The sequence below is a fragment of the Streptomyces sp. JLBJ103 genome (assembly GCF_058215575.1).
In genome coordinates, this window is sequence record NZ_CM177089.1 from 3071936 (window position 1) to 3087687 (window position 15752).

The following is a 15752-nucleotide window of genomic DNA, read 5'->3' on the forward strand; positions in this document are numbered from 1 at the left end:
TCCTGGACAAGAACGGTGACGCTACGTCACTCGAATGGCCGGGCGCACGATATGAGACCGTCGTAGCACCGGATGCGCCGGGTTCGTCGCCCCACCTCGGGTGACCCCGTCGCGCCCCTCACCCTTTCTCGTTACCTCCTTGCCGGACGGGGTCCTTCCGCGCATTCCGGGCGTATCCTCGTGCCACATGGGGGCGGAAAGGGACATTCCCGCTGATGACCCCTTCTACGGGGGGACGTGGCTGGTACGGATCCGTAGTGCGGCCGGTGAGGTCCTGGGCGCCGGCATCCTTCTGGGCAGTGACACGGTGCTCACCTGCGCGCATGTGATCCCCGACGACGGAAGCACTCCGCCCGCCACCCCCGTGCTGGTCGATCTGGTCGGGGTGCACGACGCCCACCCGGTGCCCGCGCGAGTGGCAGAGGGCTGCTGGGTGCCCCAACTCCCCGACAAATGCGGCGATGTAGCCCTGCTGCGGCTGAGCGAACCGCAGCCCGCCGAGCACGCGGCGCCGCTCTACCGGCTGCCGCCGTTCCCCCGGCGCCCGGTGTCGATGTTCGGCTTCCCGGAGGACAACCCCAGTGGTCTGTGGTTCACCGCGCGGATCGTCGGGCCCGCGGGGCCGCGTAAGGAATGGGTGCAGCTCAAAGGGGACGTGGTCCGGCCCGGCTTCAGCGGCGCCGGGGTGCGGGACGAGGTCGGGCGCCACATCATCGGGATAATCGTCAGCCGCTACGACGACTCCTCCCGGGTGCCCAGCGCGGAGCGCCAACACTATTCGTTCATGATCCCGGTCGAGACGATCGTCCGCCATCTGCCGGGCGTACGGCGCTGGGTGAGCGGGGACCGCGGAGTCGATCCCCCGCTGGTCTCCCAACTCGTCGGCGAAGTACAGGACATCGGCTTCGCCCAGCGGCTCGCGCTGTGGCTGCGGCGCGGCGGTCCGGCGGGACGCGAGGGCATCGCGGATGTGGAGACCGTGGTGATCGCGGACGGTGACAGCGACCGCTACGAGGCGCTCAGCCGCGCCGTGACCCTCGCCGACCGGGAGCTGTCCGGCGGCGACGAGGAGGCGGTGTCGGCCGCCCCGCACGGCACCGTGCCGCCGATCGGCAGTCTGGACCTGGCGATCGACGTCACCGGATGGTCCGACACCGATGTGGCCCGACGGGTCGCGGACCGGATGGATCTGCGCACGGACGGCGACACCTCGCCGCTCAGCCGGATCCAGGCCAACGCGGTGCCGCTGACCATCGTGGTGGTGGGTCTCGACCGGGCCGTGGATCAGGAGGCGCTGGTGCGCTTCATGCGGGTGCTGGCCGACCGGGGCAGCAGGCTGATGCTGGTCTTCCGGGATCCCGGGGCGCCCGGACTCCGGCTGGCCGAGCGGCTGTTCCGGCCCGATCCCGCCCGGGTCGACGCCTGGCTGGAGGAGTTGGCCGCGAGCGTGGCCCGTGCCGGGGAGCGCGAGCGGGAGGCGGCCGAGCGGGGCGCCCGGTTCGCGGAGCTGTCCGGCCCGCGCCAGGACGCCGCCGGCTTACGCATCAACCTCTTACGGCTGCGCGGGGACCCCGAGCTGCGCTCCCACCGCATCGTCGCCAAACTGGCCGCCTTCGAGCACGCGGTGCGCACCGTGGGCGCGCGGGCCGAGGCCACGCTCCGCGCGGCGGCCGCCCAGCAGGCGGCGGTGGCGGAGCTGCGGGGGCTGCTGGCCGCGTACGCGGCGATGCTCGGGGCGATGGCCGCCTCGGAGCGCGCGGAGCTGTTCCCGCTCCAGCGCGCCGCGCACGCCCTGCTGGACGCGGTGCCGTGCGACGTACCGGAGGCGCGGCGGGCCGTGGACCGTTTCGTCCGCGCCGTGCACACACCGGCCGGGGAACCGGAGCGCACACCGGAGGGAGGGCCGCCATGACGGACCGGGTGTGCACCCGTCCGGATTGCGAGGGCGCGGGCTCCGGCCTGATCAACCCCCGGGGCTTCTGCGCGGAGTGCGGCCGCAGACCGCCGCCGCTCCCCCTGGCCCCGCCGCCACCGGCCCGGGTGTCCGGGTCGCGCTCCCCCGGCGCGGCCGGGAGCCTGTCGTCGGAGGCGACCGCGGAGACCGACCGGGCCCGCCGGAGGGACGCGGCGCGGAAGTTCCGGGTGCGCCCGGCGGGCGAGGGCCTGCTCGATCTGCCGCGGGTGGAACTCCCCTCGCTGCGCGACCTGGTGCTGCGCGATCCGCGTCCCCCGTCCCGGGGCCGGATCTGCGGACGGACCGGCTGCGGGGAGACAGTGGGCGCGCCGTACGCCGGTCAGCCCGCGCTCCCGGCGGGCTACTGCCCGCGCTGCCGCCATCCGTTCGACTTCACCCCGCGGCTGCGCCCCGGGGATCTGCTGGGCGATCAGTACCGGGTGGTCGGCTGTGTCGCGTACGGCGGTCTGGGCTGGGTCTATCTCGCCGAGGACACCCAGCTGGACAACCAGCCCGTCGCCATCAAGGGCCTGATCGACGACGAGGACGAGGCGGCGCTGCGGGCGGCGGTCGAGGAGCGGCGCTATCTCACCATGCTCGACCACCCCGGCATCGTCCGGATCATCAACTACGTCACCCAGCCCGATCCCCGGAACAGCGATCGGCTCACCGGCCATATCGTGATGGAGTTCGTCGGCGGGATGACACTGGCCCAGATCAGGGACTGTGTGGCGGACGCCGTACCGCATTTCGACGGGCCGCGGCTGTACGAACACATCCTGGCCTACGGCTGTCTGGCGCTGCGCGCCGTCGGCTATCTGCACGGCGAGAAACTGCTCTACTGCGATCTGAAGCCGAGCAATGTGATGCACCACGAGGACCGGGTCAAGGTGATCGACCTCGGCGCGGTCCGCCGGCTCGGCCGGAACGACGGCGAACAGCCGGTCATCACCGAGCGGTTCGCCTCGCCCGAGGTGCTGATGCGGGGCGCCGCCGCGCTCACCGAGCGCCATGACGTCTACGGCGTGGGCATGACCCTCAAGGAGCTCTCCGACAAGGCCACCCGCCCCGCTCAGCGTCCGCCGGGCCTGGGCGCCGAGTCCTACCGCCGGGTCCTGGCCCGCGCCACCGCGGCCGACCCGGACCGCCGGTTCGGCTCGGCGGCCGAGATGTCCGAGCAGCTGTGGGGGGTGCTGCGGGAGATCCACGCGCTGCGGCTGCGGCGTGAACAGCCCGCGCCGTCCACGTTGTTCGCCCCGACCGCGGCGCTGCTGGACGCCTCGCTCGGCCGGATCCCGGATCTTGAGCACTGGCTCGGGGCGGAACCGCACCCGGTCCTCGCCCGCGGGCTGCCCCGGCCCGACCAGGTGCCGCCGGGGCTTCCGGTGCCGTTCCCGGACGACGCGGACCCGGGGGCCGCGCTCTTGAGGACACCGACGGACAGCGGTCCACGGCGGCTGATCGAGCAGCTCAAGGCGTTTCCGCGGCCGTCGGCGGAGATACGGTTCCGGATCAGCCGGGCCCATCTGGAACTGGGCGAGGTGGACCGCGCGGACCGCGAGCTGACGGCCGCCGCGCGGATCGTCGGAAGCGGTGCCCGCCACGACTGGCGGCTGTGGTGGCACCGCGCCCTGGTGCGGCTCGCCGAGGGGCAGGTCGACGCCGCGCAGGCGGCCTTCGACACGGTCTACAGCGCGCTGCCAGGGGAGTACGCGCCCAAGCTGGCGCTCGGCTACTGCGCCGAGCACCTGGGCGACCACGACGCCGCCCACCGCTTCTACGAGGCGGTGTGGGAGCGCAACCGCTCCCAGGGCAGCGCCGCCTTCGGTCTGGCCCGGCTGCGGCTGGCCGCGGGCGACCGCGGCGGCGCGGCGGACATCCTCGGCGGGGTGCCGAAGGTCTCGCGCCACTACGACGCCGCCCGGATCGCCACGGTCCGGGTGCTCGCGGGACGGCTCGGCGACCCCGGCGGACTGCCCGCCGCCGAGGAGCTGGTGGAGGTGCTGACCCGGCTGCCGCGGCTGTATCTGGACGACGGGCGCCCCTCCGGGCCCGCCCGGGACCGGCTGACCGCCGAGGTGCTGGAGACCGCGCTCGACTGGGCGCTCGGCGCGGCCGGGGGCTCCGGGACCGGTCTGCTCTTCGGCGAGCCGGACGACGAACGGGCGGTGCGCGCCCGGCTGGAGCGGACACTGCGCCGGCTGGCCCGGCAGGCGGACAGCCCGGACGCGCTGGAGGTGCTGGTCGACCGCGCCAACGCCATCAGGCCCATGACCCGCGTCTGACAGGGGGATCGGATGAACGAGCAGGCGGAACGGACGGCGGCGCCCGCGCGGGACGCGGCCATCAGCCTGCGGGTGCACCAGAACAAGTACCTGCCCGCCGCCGCGGGCCCCACCGAGATGCACGCCGTCATCGAGGTCGAGGCCCAGGGCCTCGGCCCGGCCGCGGCCCGCACCACCGCCTCCCAGGTCATCGTGATCGACTGCTCGGGGTCCATGAGCTGGCCCCCCACGAAGATCGCGGCGGCGCGCCGGGCCACCGCCACCGCCGTCCAACTGCTGCGCGACGGCACCCGCTTCGCGCTCGTCCAGGGCACCGAGCGGGCGGACGTGGTCTATCCGCCCGGCGGCGGGATGGCGGTCGCCAGTGCCGACACCCGGGCCGCCGCCGCCTGTGCCGCCGCGGTACTGCCCGCCGTCGGCGGTACGTCCATCGGCAGCTGGCTCGACCTCGCCCGCCGACTGCACCTGGAGCAGCCTGCCGCGATCAGCCACACCCTGCTGCTCACCGACGGCCGCAACGAATTCGATCCGCCCGGCTATCTGCACCAGGTCCTCAACGCCTGCGCCGGGCATTTCATCTGCGACGCCCGTGGGATCGGCGACGGCTGGGACGCCACCGAGCTGCGGGAGATCGTGCGGCGGCTGCACGGCCGGGCGGACGCGGTCCTGGAGGACTCCGCGCTCACCGCCGCGTTCGAGGAGATGGTGAGCGCCTCGATGGCCAAGGCGCTGGCCGGGGTGCGGATCCGGGTGCGGACCCGGGCGGGCGGCCGGATCGGCTTCGTCAAGCAGGTGCATCCCACCCGGGTGGACCTCACCGCCGAGGGCAGCCGGCCGGACGCGCGCACCTGGGAGTGCCGCACCGACGCCTGGGGCGACGAGGTCCGTGAGTTCCATGTGTGCGTGCTGGCCGATCCACGGGGCGACCCGGCCGGCGAGGACGTCGAACTGGCCGTGGTGGAACTGGCCCTGGACGGCGACGCCGGGCTCCCGACGCCCGAGCCCCGGTCCGTGCTGGTGCGGTGGACCGACGACGTCCTGCTGTCGTCCCGGGTCGACCCACGGCTGCTGCACTACGGTGCCGACGCCGACCTGGGCCGGGCCATCACCGCGGGCTGCGACGCCTACGAGGCGGGCGAGCGCGAGGAGGCGGAACGCCTGTGGGGGCTGGCGGTACGGCTTGCGCACCAACTCGGCAGCGGGAAGACGCTGTCCCGGCTGCGCGGTCTGGTCGACATCGTCGACGCGGCCACCGGCACCGTGCGGATCCGGAAGACCGTCCGCCCGCTCGACCTCAGCTCCGCGGTGATCGCGTCCGACGACAGCGTCCGCTTCACCGGCGCCCAGCGCCCCGGCGCCGCACCGGCCGGGCCGGACGTGGACTGCCCCGGCTGCGGGCGCACCGCGCCCGCCTCGGCCGTCTTCTGCCAGCAGTGCGACAGCCCGCTGCGGCCCGGGGAGCCGGGCGGGGCGCCATGAGCGGCACCCGCGCGTTCCTGGTGCGCAGACTGACCGCACTGCTGGTGGTCTCGGTAGTGGCCGTGACGGCGCTGCTCGGCGCGTACTACGGCGTCAGCCGCAACTCCCGCGCGGTGACCGAGCGATCGACCCCGGCCATACTCCAGGTGGCCGCGGCGGCCACCGCCCTCCAGCGCTCCTACGACGAGGCGCAGGGCAGTCTCACCGGCCCCACCGCCGATGTGGAGGGGCTCGGCGAGGACTACCGCAAGGAGCTGTCTGCGGCGGGGCAGAGCCTGGCACAGGCAGTGAAGAGCACCACCGGGGGCGAGCCGGCGCGGCAGTCGCTGCTCACCGTCGCCGGGCTGGTCTCCTCCTACGGCGACATCGTCGAGCAGGCATATGTGCACCGCGCCAACGAGGATCTGCGTGACGCCTATCTGAGCTACGCCAAGACCATGCTGGAGCGCGGCGACGGTGCGATCATGGAGCGGCTGGCCACGGTGCAGCGGAAGCAGCGCGCTGTCCTGGACGGACAGACCTCGTTCGGCTGGCTGCTGTCGTTCGCCTGGTGGGTGCTGGTGCCGGTGCTGTTCCTGACCCTGGCGGGACTGCTGGTGGCCACCCAGCGCTTCGTCCGGCGCCGCTTCCGCCGCCTGGTCAACCCCTGGCTGGCCGCGGCCACCACCCTGCTGGTGGCGGTGGTGCCACTGGCCGTCTTCACCTATCAGACACAGGAGCGGCTGGCCTCGGCGCGCACCACGCTGAGCCAGAAGGACATCGGCCACCACAGCGCCCGGACCGCCCAGGAGGTGGCGGACACCATGCGGAACACCCACTGGCGGGCCGATGCGGTCGGCTGGATACCCCTGGGTGGCACGGCCCTGGCCGCGCTGATCCTGGTCGGACTCCAGCCGCGGATCGACGAGTACAGGTTCCAGACCCGATGAGCGCCGCGGCCCGCTCCCGGAACGTGACCGCGGCCGGCTTGAGCCTGTGGCTGATCGTGCTGGCCGTCGTGGGCGCGGGCGACCTGGGCGGCCGTCAGTCCCGCGGCTCGGTCAGCGTGCTGGCCACCTGGACCGGGGACGAGGGCGACGCCTTCCGCGCCGTGCTGGACGACTTCAGCCGCGAGCACCGGATCCATGTGGACTACCAGGGCACCACGGCGCTGCGCGAGGTGCTGTCCTCCGAGGTGGACGCGGGCACCCCGCCCGACATCGCCGTACTGCCCAGCTCCGGCGAGCTGGCCGCCTACGCCGCCGGGGGGCAGCTGACCCCGCTGGACGGAGTGGTTTCGGCGCGGAAGCTGGCGGCGTACGGGCGGCTGTGGACACCCCGGGTGCAGGGGGTGGGTGGAGCGGAGCCCATCTACGGTGTGGCGATCAAGGCGGATCTGAAGAGCATCGTCTGGTACGACGCCCGGCGGCGGTCCGGGGAGTTGCCCGCGCTCGCCGCCGACGGCCGGCACTGGTGCGTCGGGATGGGTGGTGACGCGACCTCCGGCTGGCCGGGCACCGACTGGATCGAGGATCTGCTGCTCCAGCAGCAGGGCGAGGACGTCTACCAGCGATGGGCGACGGGACGGCTGGCCTGGGACGATCCGCGGATGGTGCGGGCCTGGAAGAGCTGGGGCTCGCTGCTCGGCGTAGCGGGCGCCAAGCGGGCGCTGGTCACCGACTTCCGCAAGGCGGGCAGCGGGCTGTTCGGGGCCGGTCCGCCGTGCGCGCTGGAGCACCAGGGCTCGTTCATCCGCGGTGGCTACCGCCCGCCCTCCCGGGCGCACTTCGTGTACTCCGCCAAGCTGCTGCCGAACGCCGACCGGCGGTCGACAGCCCGGGAGGTGTCCGGGGACTTCGCGGCGATGTTCGGGGACTCCCCGCAGGCCAGGGAGCTGATGGACTATCTCGCCTCGGACACTGCCCAGCGGGCGTGGGCGAAGCACTCCGGCAAGGGCCGCACCCGGCCGTTCTTCGCCAACCGCCAGGTGTCGGCCGATGTCCAGTCCTACGACCCGGTGGACCGGCAGATCGCCGACGCCCTGCGGGCCTCCGGCTCGCTGTGCCTGGACGCCTCGGACGCGATGCCGACCCGGATGCGGCTCGCCTTCCAGCGGGCCGTCCTGGAGTATCTCAGCGACACCCGCGCGGACCCCACCCGGCTGCTGCGCAGCCTGGAGCGGGTCCGCGGCGGGATCCGCGGGGAGTCCGACCGGCCGTGGCTGTCGGAGGTGTGCGGCTGAACGGTCACTTCTTCGACGGCGACGGCTTCCCGGACGGCTTCTCGGAGGACTTCTCGGAGGAGGGCGACGACGAGGGCGACGGCTTCGCGCCGCCGTCCGGCCCGTAGGCGTGCAGGAAGCGGTCGCGGAAGGAGCTCATCTTCCACACCGGAGTGTTCGGGCCGGGCTTCAGACCGTCGTGCCAGTGCCAGTCGGAGATCCGGTCCAGCACCTTCTTGTCGCGGGCGACGATCGCCACCGGTACGTCCCGGCTGGCGTTCTCACCGCTGACCCGGGCGAGCGGCTGGTGGTCGCCGAGGAAGACCAGCACGGTGTTCTTCTTGCCGTACTTCAGCACATAGTCGATCAGGCTGTTGACCGAGTACTGGATGGAACGGCCGTATTCGGTGCGCACCTTGGTGGAGTCGGTGAAGACGTCCTTGGGGTCCTTGCCCGCCTTCTGGATGGGCCGGTAGACCGAGCCGTCGCCGACCTGGTTCCAGGGGATGGTCTTGGGGATGGGCGCCCAGGGCTGGTGGCTGGAGGTCAGGATGATCTCCGACATCAGCGGCTTGTCACGCTTCTTGCCGTGCTCCAGCCGCTCGAAGGCGGTCAGCGCGTACTGGTCGGGCATGGTGGACCAGCTGAACTTGGGCCCCTGGTAGCCCATCTCCCGCGAGTCGTAGACATGGTCCAGGCCGTAGAACTTGGCCTCCGGCCAGCCCTTGGTGACCCCCGGCATGATGCCGACCGTTCGCCAGGCGCCGGTGCGCTTGAAGGCACGGGTGATGCTCAGATGGTCGCCCGCGGTGACGGTGCGGTAGCGGTTCTGGTTGTCGATCCACAGACCGGACAGGAAGGTGGAGTGGCCGAGCCAGCTGCTGCCGCCGTAGGTCGCGGAGGTGAGCCAGCCGCTCTTGGAGGCGTAACCGGCCTCGCGCAGCCGCTTGGTCTGCCGGTCGAGCACCGTGTCGACCCCGGGGGCGATCACCGGGTCCTCGATGGCGGCGCGGCCGTAACTCTCGATGAAGGTGAAGATCATGTCCTTGCCGCGCAGCCCGGTCAGCAGCTGGTCGCCCGGGGTGCTGCCGTAGGCGTCGACCTTGGCCTCCTTGGCGAACTTCCGCTCGTCCTCCAGGGTCTTGCCCACCCGCTCCGCCCGGTCCTGGACGCGCGCGACGGTGGCGCGGGACGCGAATGCCTGGCCTCCGGCGGACTGCACCCCGAACGCCGCGCAGACCACCCAGACGGTGCCGAGCACCAGGGTGCCCCGGGTCGCCACCACGCTGTTGCGGGCCATGACGTTGCTGAGCCGGACGACCGCCAGCGCCATGAGGACGATCACCAGCAGGGCGAGCACAACCGCCCCGATCGAGGCGGCAGTGGCGACCGTCGGGCCGAGCGAGTCCTTCATGTACGACTGGGCGTCGTCCAGCAGGATCCAGTCGAGGACCACGTTGAAACCGCGGCCGAGGAACTCGTTGAAGCCGATGTCCAGGAGGTTCAGGATGGTCAGCGCACCGAGGACGGCGCCGCCCAGCGCCGCCACCACCCGCCGGGACACCGGCGGCAGGAGCAGCAGCAGCGCCGCGCCGAAGATCGCCTCCACGGGTATCCGGAGGAAGGTCTCGACGGTGAGCCCGGGCAGGGTGGTCGGCATCAGCAGGGCGATGAACACCAGCGCGCCCGACAGACCGGTGACCGTCCAGGCCACCGCCCGCGCCACGGCCGGATACCGCTGCCGCCACTGCCGCCGGCCACCGCCAGTCCCGGTCCGCTCCGTCCGGGCACCGACGGTGTCCTCCGGGACGCCGTCCTGGCCGTCGAGGGTCGTCTCGTCTGGCGTGGGCCGCTGACGAGAGCGCGAGAAGAGCGGCAGCATGCCGAAGGTCCTTCCGTGCGGAGCCCGGTGGTGTCACGGCGGACCAGGCACGGGAGGTCGGGGCCGCCGTTATCCGTTACGGCCCGGTGGCGGCCCGCGTTCAACGTCCCGGCGCTACGGAACCATTTCCTTCGGACACGGGGTGCCGCGCGGCAGCTGGTACTTGCCCGCTATCCGGTAGGTCCCGGGGTGCGGAGCGTGCAGCACGGTCCACTCGTCCTTCGGCTGCCCTTCCGCACCGCTCTCGACCTGGGCGGTCAGACAGCCCTTGCGGTTCACCGGCAGCGCGTCCTCGCTGTCCGCCTCCGGGGCGCGCACCCCGTGCCCCTCCTCGTCCACCAGACCCAGCCACGGCGAGTACGGGATGCGGATCAGCACCGGGCCCTCCGCGCGCACCTTCAGCACCAACTGGTCGGCACCCGCGCGCTGCACAGTGGCCGGCGGGGCGGCCATCGGGGTGGGGTTCTCGACCTCGTACAGCTTCCAGTTGTCGTCCGACCAGATCTTTTTCAGATACGGCAGATCGGTGGCGAGCAGCGCGGCCTCCTGCTCGGCCGCGGTGTCCGGGTCGTCCGCGGGCAGCACCACATAGTGCACCGCCCAGCGCTGGAGCCACGCGTGATAGTTGCCGGCGGTCAGGGTGTAGTCGTCGTAGAACAGCGGGTTGCGGTCCCGGTCCCGCTGACGGTTCCAGCCACGGGCCAGATTGACGTACGGGGCGAGCGCGGAGGACTCGCGGTGGCTGCGCACCGGGACCACCTCGACCCGGCCCCGATCAGCCTTCTCCCGCTTCAGGACGTCGACCAGCGGTGCCAGCTCACGGGCCCAGGACGCGGAGGGGGTGGTGTGGACGATGTCGTCGGTGGTCTTGACCGCCTGCCACACCGTGACGGTGGTCAGGGCCAGCGCCAGCGCGGTCCACCGGCGGCCCGCCGCGGTGGAGCGCAGCTCGGCCTTGGGCGGCCTGCGGAGCGCGGGCAGCACGGCGATCAGGACAACACCGCCGAAGATCATGCCGAGCCGGGAGATATTGGTGCCGATCTGCGAGGGGATCAGCCAGGTGAGCACCACACCGACCGAGTAGAGCCCGGCGCCGACCCGGACCGTCGTCCACGCCTTGGGCGCGCACAGACAGACGGCGGCGCCGATGATGAACGGCAGGATCACCGAGCCGAACCCCATCGGCTGCTCGCCGGAGAACGGGAACAGCCAGGCGGACAGGCCCACGACGATCACCGGGGTGATCCCGAGCGCGTATCCGGCCGGGCGCCGCCTGGTCAGCCACAGCGCGGCGGCCACGATCCCCACGAACAGCCCGGCCACCGGGCTGGACATGGTCGCAAGACCGGACAGCACGGCGGCCAGCAGGAACCGGCCGGTCCGGTGGTGCCAGCGACGGGAGCGCCACTTCGCGGGCCACGCGAAGATCACGGCGACCGCCGCGAGTCCGAACATGGCGCCGAGCCCGAAGGTCACCCGGCCCGAGATCGCGTTGCAGGTGAGCGCGAACGCGCCGTACAGGGCGGGCCACAGCGGCCGACGCACGGCACGGCTGCGCACCAGCAGCAGGGCCAGCAGCCCCGCCGACAGCGTCCCGGCGATCACCATCGTCGAGCGGACACCGAGGATCGCCATCAGATAGGGCGAGATGACGCTGTACGACACCGGGTGCATCCCGCCGTACCAGGCCAGGTTGTACGCCGAGTCCGGGTGCTGGAGCGCGAACTCCGCCCAGGCGTCCTGAGCGGCGAGGTCACCGCCGCTGTTGGCGAGCAGCGCCACCCACAGCAGATGCAGCAATGCGGCGAGGACCAGGGCGGCGGGCACCGGATGCTGGAGGGCCCGCCAAACACGTCTGAACGGTCCGGTCCGAACCGGACCCCCGCCACCTGCCTCCGCCGGGCCGTCCGGCTCGGCAGGCCAGCGTTGCGCGGGTACGCGTATTCGTGTGGCGGTGCTCTCCTCCGAGCTTCCGCCTTTGTCGGCCCGTGTCGGATCCACGGTGGTCACTGTGGCTCTCCCCGTCTTCCCCCGAGGTCTGCCCCCATCTTCCTGCAACCCTGTACCGGACTCCCCCGGTTCACCACGACGGGTAGGGCCGGGGACGGAGCGACGCTAGCACGCGCGGGCGGTGAGGAACCGCCTCGGGCCCCGGCGCGCTTCCCGCGCCGGGGCCGGTCCCTCACCCCCCCCGGGCTGCCCTGCCCGTCAGGTGATACGGGTCAGCTTCGAGCCGAACGACGGCTCGGAGAGGTCGCCCTGAAGCGCTACCGGCGCCTTGAGCTGTCCCGGGCCGGTGCCGACGGTCAGCTCGCCGACGACCGTGCCCGCCTTGGCGGAGTGCGGAACGGTCTTGCCGCCGTCAGTCAGCTTCAGATCCACGGTCAGCCCGGACCAGCCGACCGCCGTCAGATCCTTGGTGGCGACGACCGCTGTTGTGCCGCCGAGGCCGTCATCCACATGACCGACGACATCGCCCTTCTTCACCACCCTGGCCGAGGTGAGCCCGTTCTGCAACGCGGTGATGAGCTTGTAGCTGTTGGCCTGCACGAGGTCAAGGTCCTTTTGCAGCGTGCTGCCGCTGCGCTGCTGCAGCACCACACCGAGGATCCGCTGCTTCTTGCCCTCGACGGTCTTCTCTGCGCCCCACATCAGCGCACCGCCGGCCGGGGTGCTGGAACCGGTCTTGATCCCGATCACGCCCGGCTTCACCAGCAGATTGTTGTTGTTGTAGATCCGGTCATTCGTCTCGGGGATATGCAGCCCGGGGATCTTGGTGTTGGGGGTCGCCACCACGGACCGGAACACGTCGAACTCCATGGCCGCCTTCGCCAGCTTCAGCTGGTCCTCGGCGGTGCTCTTGGTGGTGGACTTCAGACCGCTGGGGTCGGTGTAGGTGGTGTTCTTCATGCCCAGGTCCTTGGCCGCGTCGTTCATCTTCGTCACGAACGCGTCCAGCGACCCCGCGTCCCAGCGGGCCAGCAGCCGGGCGATGTTGTTGCTGGAGTTGATCAGCAGCATCTGGAGCAGCTGGTGCTGGGTGAAGCTCTGCCCCTCCTGGACCGACGCCCGCGACTCGTCGGAGGACCCGGACTCATGGGCCGCCGTCTTGTCGATCTTGATCTTCGGACCCTCCGCGTCGGCCTTCAGCGGATGCTCCTTGAGCACCACATAGGCCGTCATCACCTTGGTGACACTGGCGATCGGCACCGGCTTCTGGGCACCGGAGGTGCCCAGACTGCCCACGCCGTCGACCTCGACGGCGGACTGCCCCTGGGAGGGCCACGGCATGGAGAGCTTGCCGCCCTCGAAGGAGTAGGTGGGGTCGGAAGTGAGCTTCAACTCCGGTTCCGGCAGCGGCCGCACAGCCTGGGCGACACCCAGGATGATCACGAGCAGCGCGACCAGCGGCGTCCAGATCTTGACCCGGCGCACCGCCGTACGGATCGGAGTCTCGGGCTTGGGCGGCGTATTGGTCAGCTGTGCCAGCAGATCGAGCGGCGCGGGCTGCTTTCCGTCCGGCGTCAGGGGCGGCAGCGGCTGCTGCTTGGTCCGCTCGGCCTCGGGGAGCGCGGGCGCCCCGGAGGGCGCGTCGGCGGGCTTGGCGGACGGCGCTTCGGCGGACGGGGCCGCGGGTTGGGCAGGCTTGGCGGGCGGTGCGTCGGCCGAGCGGAGCGGTACGAACTTACTGGTCCGCTCGTTGTCGGACTCGGCCGCGGGCTTCTTCTTCCCGGCGTCGGGCTTCTGGGGCTCGGGCTTCTTGGTCTCGGGCTTCTTGGTCTCGGGCTTCTCGGCGTCGGGCTTCTTGGTGAGCGCCTTGAAGGTCGTGGTCGGCTGGTCGACGCGCTTCTCGCCGTCCTCACCGTCCTTGTCGCCCTCTGCGGGGCTGACCTTGTCCGCGCCGTCCTTGCCGTCCTTGCCGTCCTTGTCGCCCTTGCCGTCCTTGGGGGCGCCCTTGCCCGGCAGCACCCCGAAGGCGGCCGTGGCCCGGTCGACGGACTTGTCCCCGTCGTCCCCGGCCTTGCCCTCGACCTCGTCCTCGGCCTTGTCTCCGGCCTTGTCCTTGGCGGCAGCGGTCGGCTTCAGGGCACGGAACACCGCGGTCCGCTGGTCGACCGACGTGGCGGACGGCTCGCTGTCGTCCGCGCCCGCATCCGCGTCCGCCGTGGCGTCGGCGTCGGCCTTGGCGTTCGCGGAGTCCGCGCCGTCGCCGGAGTCCGCATCGGCATCCGCATCGGTGTCGGTGTCGGTGTCGGATGTGGCGACCCAATTCGCCACCGCCTGACGCAGCCGGGCGTCGCGCTCCCCGGGAGCGGCATCCGCGGCAGCCGCTTTGCCCGAATCATCCGATTTGCCGGATTTGCTGTCGGACTGCACACTCTCCCGTGCGGCCGCCCCGGACTTGGGGCGGGTCGGCAGCCCCGAAGCCGTGGCCACCGTTTCCGGTTCGACCTCCGGCTCGGACTCCGCCCGCACACCCTCCGCGGGATCGTCACCTTCGCCGCCTTCGCCATCGCGAACGTCGGCCGCCTCGCCGTCCCCGGCGTCGTCGGCATCACCGGCGTCCCCGCCGCCCTCACCGTCTGCCGCGACATCCGGTCGCTTGGATTCCGCTTCGGATTCCGCTTCGGCGTCCTTCGCATCCCGCATGGTGCGGAAGACCGCTGTCGCCCGGTCCGCCTTCGGCGAACCGCTCTCCTCGGGAGCCGACTCGGGTTCGGCCTCCGGGTTGTCGGACGCGACGGCGACCGCCGACGCACCCCCGGCCGCCTCCCCATCCTGGGAGACCGCGAGCCGCGGATCGCGGCTTCCCCGAGCCGTCTCCCCCGACGACTTCTGCTGATCCGACTTGCCGGGGGACTCGCCCGCCACCGATGCCTCCTCGTACGTATCGCGGGACGTCCGGCGCCTTCTGACGCCGCGTCCCGCAGCCCAACCTCTACCAGTGTCCTGCGCGTCCGGCACGCAGCCGCGCAGCGCCACCGCCGGAGAGTGCCTTCAGAGGCACGCCCACCCGCTAGACGAGAAAGACATACCTACTGGTTCCCACACAAATCCACCAGGCACTCTCGACAGACCAATGTGAGAGGGGTCACCCTGTCATTCATCCACGCGGGGAGGCATGGATGGGCAGGAGCCGCAGAACAATTCCGGAGGAGCTTCTGCTGCTCGCTTTGGACCCGACCACGGGTACCACGGCGCAGCCGCAGTCGCTCGACCTCGGTCTTGCCGGAGCACAGCTAGTAGAGCTGGCTCTGGCCGGACGGATAGCCCCTGACGGGGATCGTATCGCCGTGGTGCTGCCACGGCCGACCGGAGATCCGACTCTGGACTCCGCACTGGAGCTGCTGCGCCGACGCGGCAGCCCGGTTCGGGCTGTCCACTGGATCGGCGGGCCCCGGCTGGGGCTGCGCCAGACGTACCTCACGCACCTGGAGCGCTGCGGCATGGTGCATGCCGTGGCGGGTCAGATGTGCGGGGTGCTGCCGACCACTCGCTATCAGGCGACGGATACGGCGATCAGCCGGGAGATCAGGAACCGGCTGGACAATGCGATCCGCACCGGCGTACCGCCGGACCCGCGGACCGCCGCGCTTGCCGCCCTGGCCCATGCGGTCGGGCTGGGCAAGCACCTGTATCCCGGGAACGAGGGGCGCTCCTCGCGCTCCAGGCTCCGGGATCTGATCCGGCACGACCCGATGGGCGGTCTCGTGGCGCACGCCGTGATGGACGTGCAGAACGGTGTCGCGGCACAACCACGGCGCGCACCGGCCGGAGGCCGGCAGGCAGGGGCACGGTCCGCGGCGGAGCCCGCGGCCGGCGTTCCGGCCCAGCCGTCCCGTCGCGCGGGCATGGCCCGCGTCGGAGCGCGCTGACACCCTCTCGGGGCACCACCCGCCGCGGACCCGCCGACAGGGCGGCGGGCGCCGTTCACGGCACCGCCGGGCCCGT

At 72.1% G+C, this 15752-nt stretch carries 9 protein-coding genes; 6 read left to right on the forward strand and 3 right to left on the reverse strand.

Features of this window, described 5'->3' with window-relative positions:
• Positions 1 to 187 precede the first annotated feature (187 nt).
• Genes AC4BEG_RS13315 through AC4BEG_RS13335 form a run of 5 tightly spaced genes read left to right on the forward strand, consistent with a single transcriptional unit; the run spans position 188 to position 7939 of the window.
• The gene (locus tag AC4BEG_RS13315; RefSeq protein WP_490706101.1) at positions 188 to 1912 is read left to right on the forward strand and encodes a trypsin-like serine peptidase; all 1725 of its coding nucleotides are present in this window, start codon (positions 188 to 190) and stop codon (positions 1910 to 1912) included.
• A complete protein-coding gene (locus AC4BEG_RS13320; protein WP_490706102.1) occupies positions 1909 to 4239 on the forward strand; it encodes a tetratricopeptide repeat protein in 2331 nt (776 codons plus the stop codon). The genes AC4BEG_RS13315 and AC4BEG_RS13320 overlap by 4 nt, the downstream gene beginning before the upstream one ends.
• 12 nt (positions 4240 to 4251) lie before the next feature.
• The gene (locus AC4BEG_RS13325) at positions 4252 to 5718 is read left to right on the forward strand and encodes a VWA domain-containing protein (protein WP_490706103.1); all 1467 of its coding nucleotides are present in this window, start codon (positions 4252 to 4254) and stop codon (positions 5716 to 5718) included.
• Positions 5715 to 6647 carry a GlnX family signal transduction membrane protein gene (locus tag AC4BEG_RS13330; RefSeq protein WP_490706104.1) on the forward strand — a complete coding sequence of 311 codons (933 nt, stop codon included), beginning with the start codon at positions 5715 to 5717 and terminating at the stop codon, positions 6645 to 6647. Before AC4BEG_RS13325 ends, AC4BEG_RS13330 begins: the two co-directional genes overlap by 4 nt.
• Complete coding sequence (locus tag AC4BEG_RS13335) at positions 6644 to 7939, forward strand: ABC transporter substrate-binding protein (protein ID WP_490706105.1); 1296 nt, start codon at positions 6644 to 6646, stop codon at positions 7937 to 7939. Before AC4BEG_RS13330 ends, AC4BEG_RS13335 begins: the two co-directional genes overlap by 4 nt.
• A 4-nt stretch (positions 7940 to 7943) precedes the next feature.
• Here the strand turns inward: AC4BEG_RS13335 and AC4BEG_RS13340 are convergent, their stop codons facing one another.
• The 3 genes from AC4BEG_RS13340 to AC4BEG_RS13350 form a co-directional block, all read right to left on the reverse strand.
• A complete protein-coding gene (locus AC4BEG_RS13340; RefSeq protein ID WP_490706106.1) occupies positions 7944 to 9800 on the reverse strand; it encodes an alkaline phosphatase family protein in 1857 nt (618 codons plus the stop codon).
• 114 nt (positions 9801 to 9914) lie between these two features.
• On the reverse strand, positions 9915 to 11810 hold the full coding sequence (locus AC4BEG_RS13345) for a DUF8823 domain-containing protein (RefSeq protein WP_490706107.1): 1896 nt from the start codon (positions 11808 to 11810) through the stop codon (positions 9915 to 9917).
• Positions 11811 to 12008: 198 nt separating this feature from the next.
• The gene (locus AC4BEG_RS13350; protein WP_490706108.1) at positions 12009 to 14672 is read right to left on the reverse strand and encodes a D-alanyl-D-alanine carboxypeptidase family protein; all 2664 of its coding nucleotides are present in this window, start codon (positions 14670 to 14672) and stop codon (positions 12009 to 12011) included.
• 254 nt (positions 14673 to 14926) lie between these two features.
• Here AC4BEG_RS13350 and AC4BEG_RS13355 point away from each other — a divergent pair, with 254 nt between their 5' ends.
• Positions 14927 to 15676, forward strand: a complete 750-nt coding sequence (locus tag AC4BEG_RS13355; RefSeq protein ID WP_490706109.1) for a GOLPH3/VPS74 family protein — start codon at positions 14927 to 14929, stop codon at positions 15674 to 15676.
• Positions 15677 to 15752 lie beyond the last annotated feature (76 nt).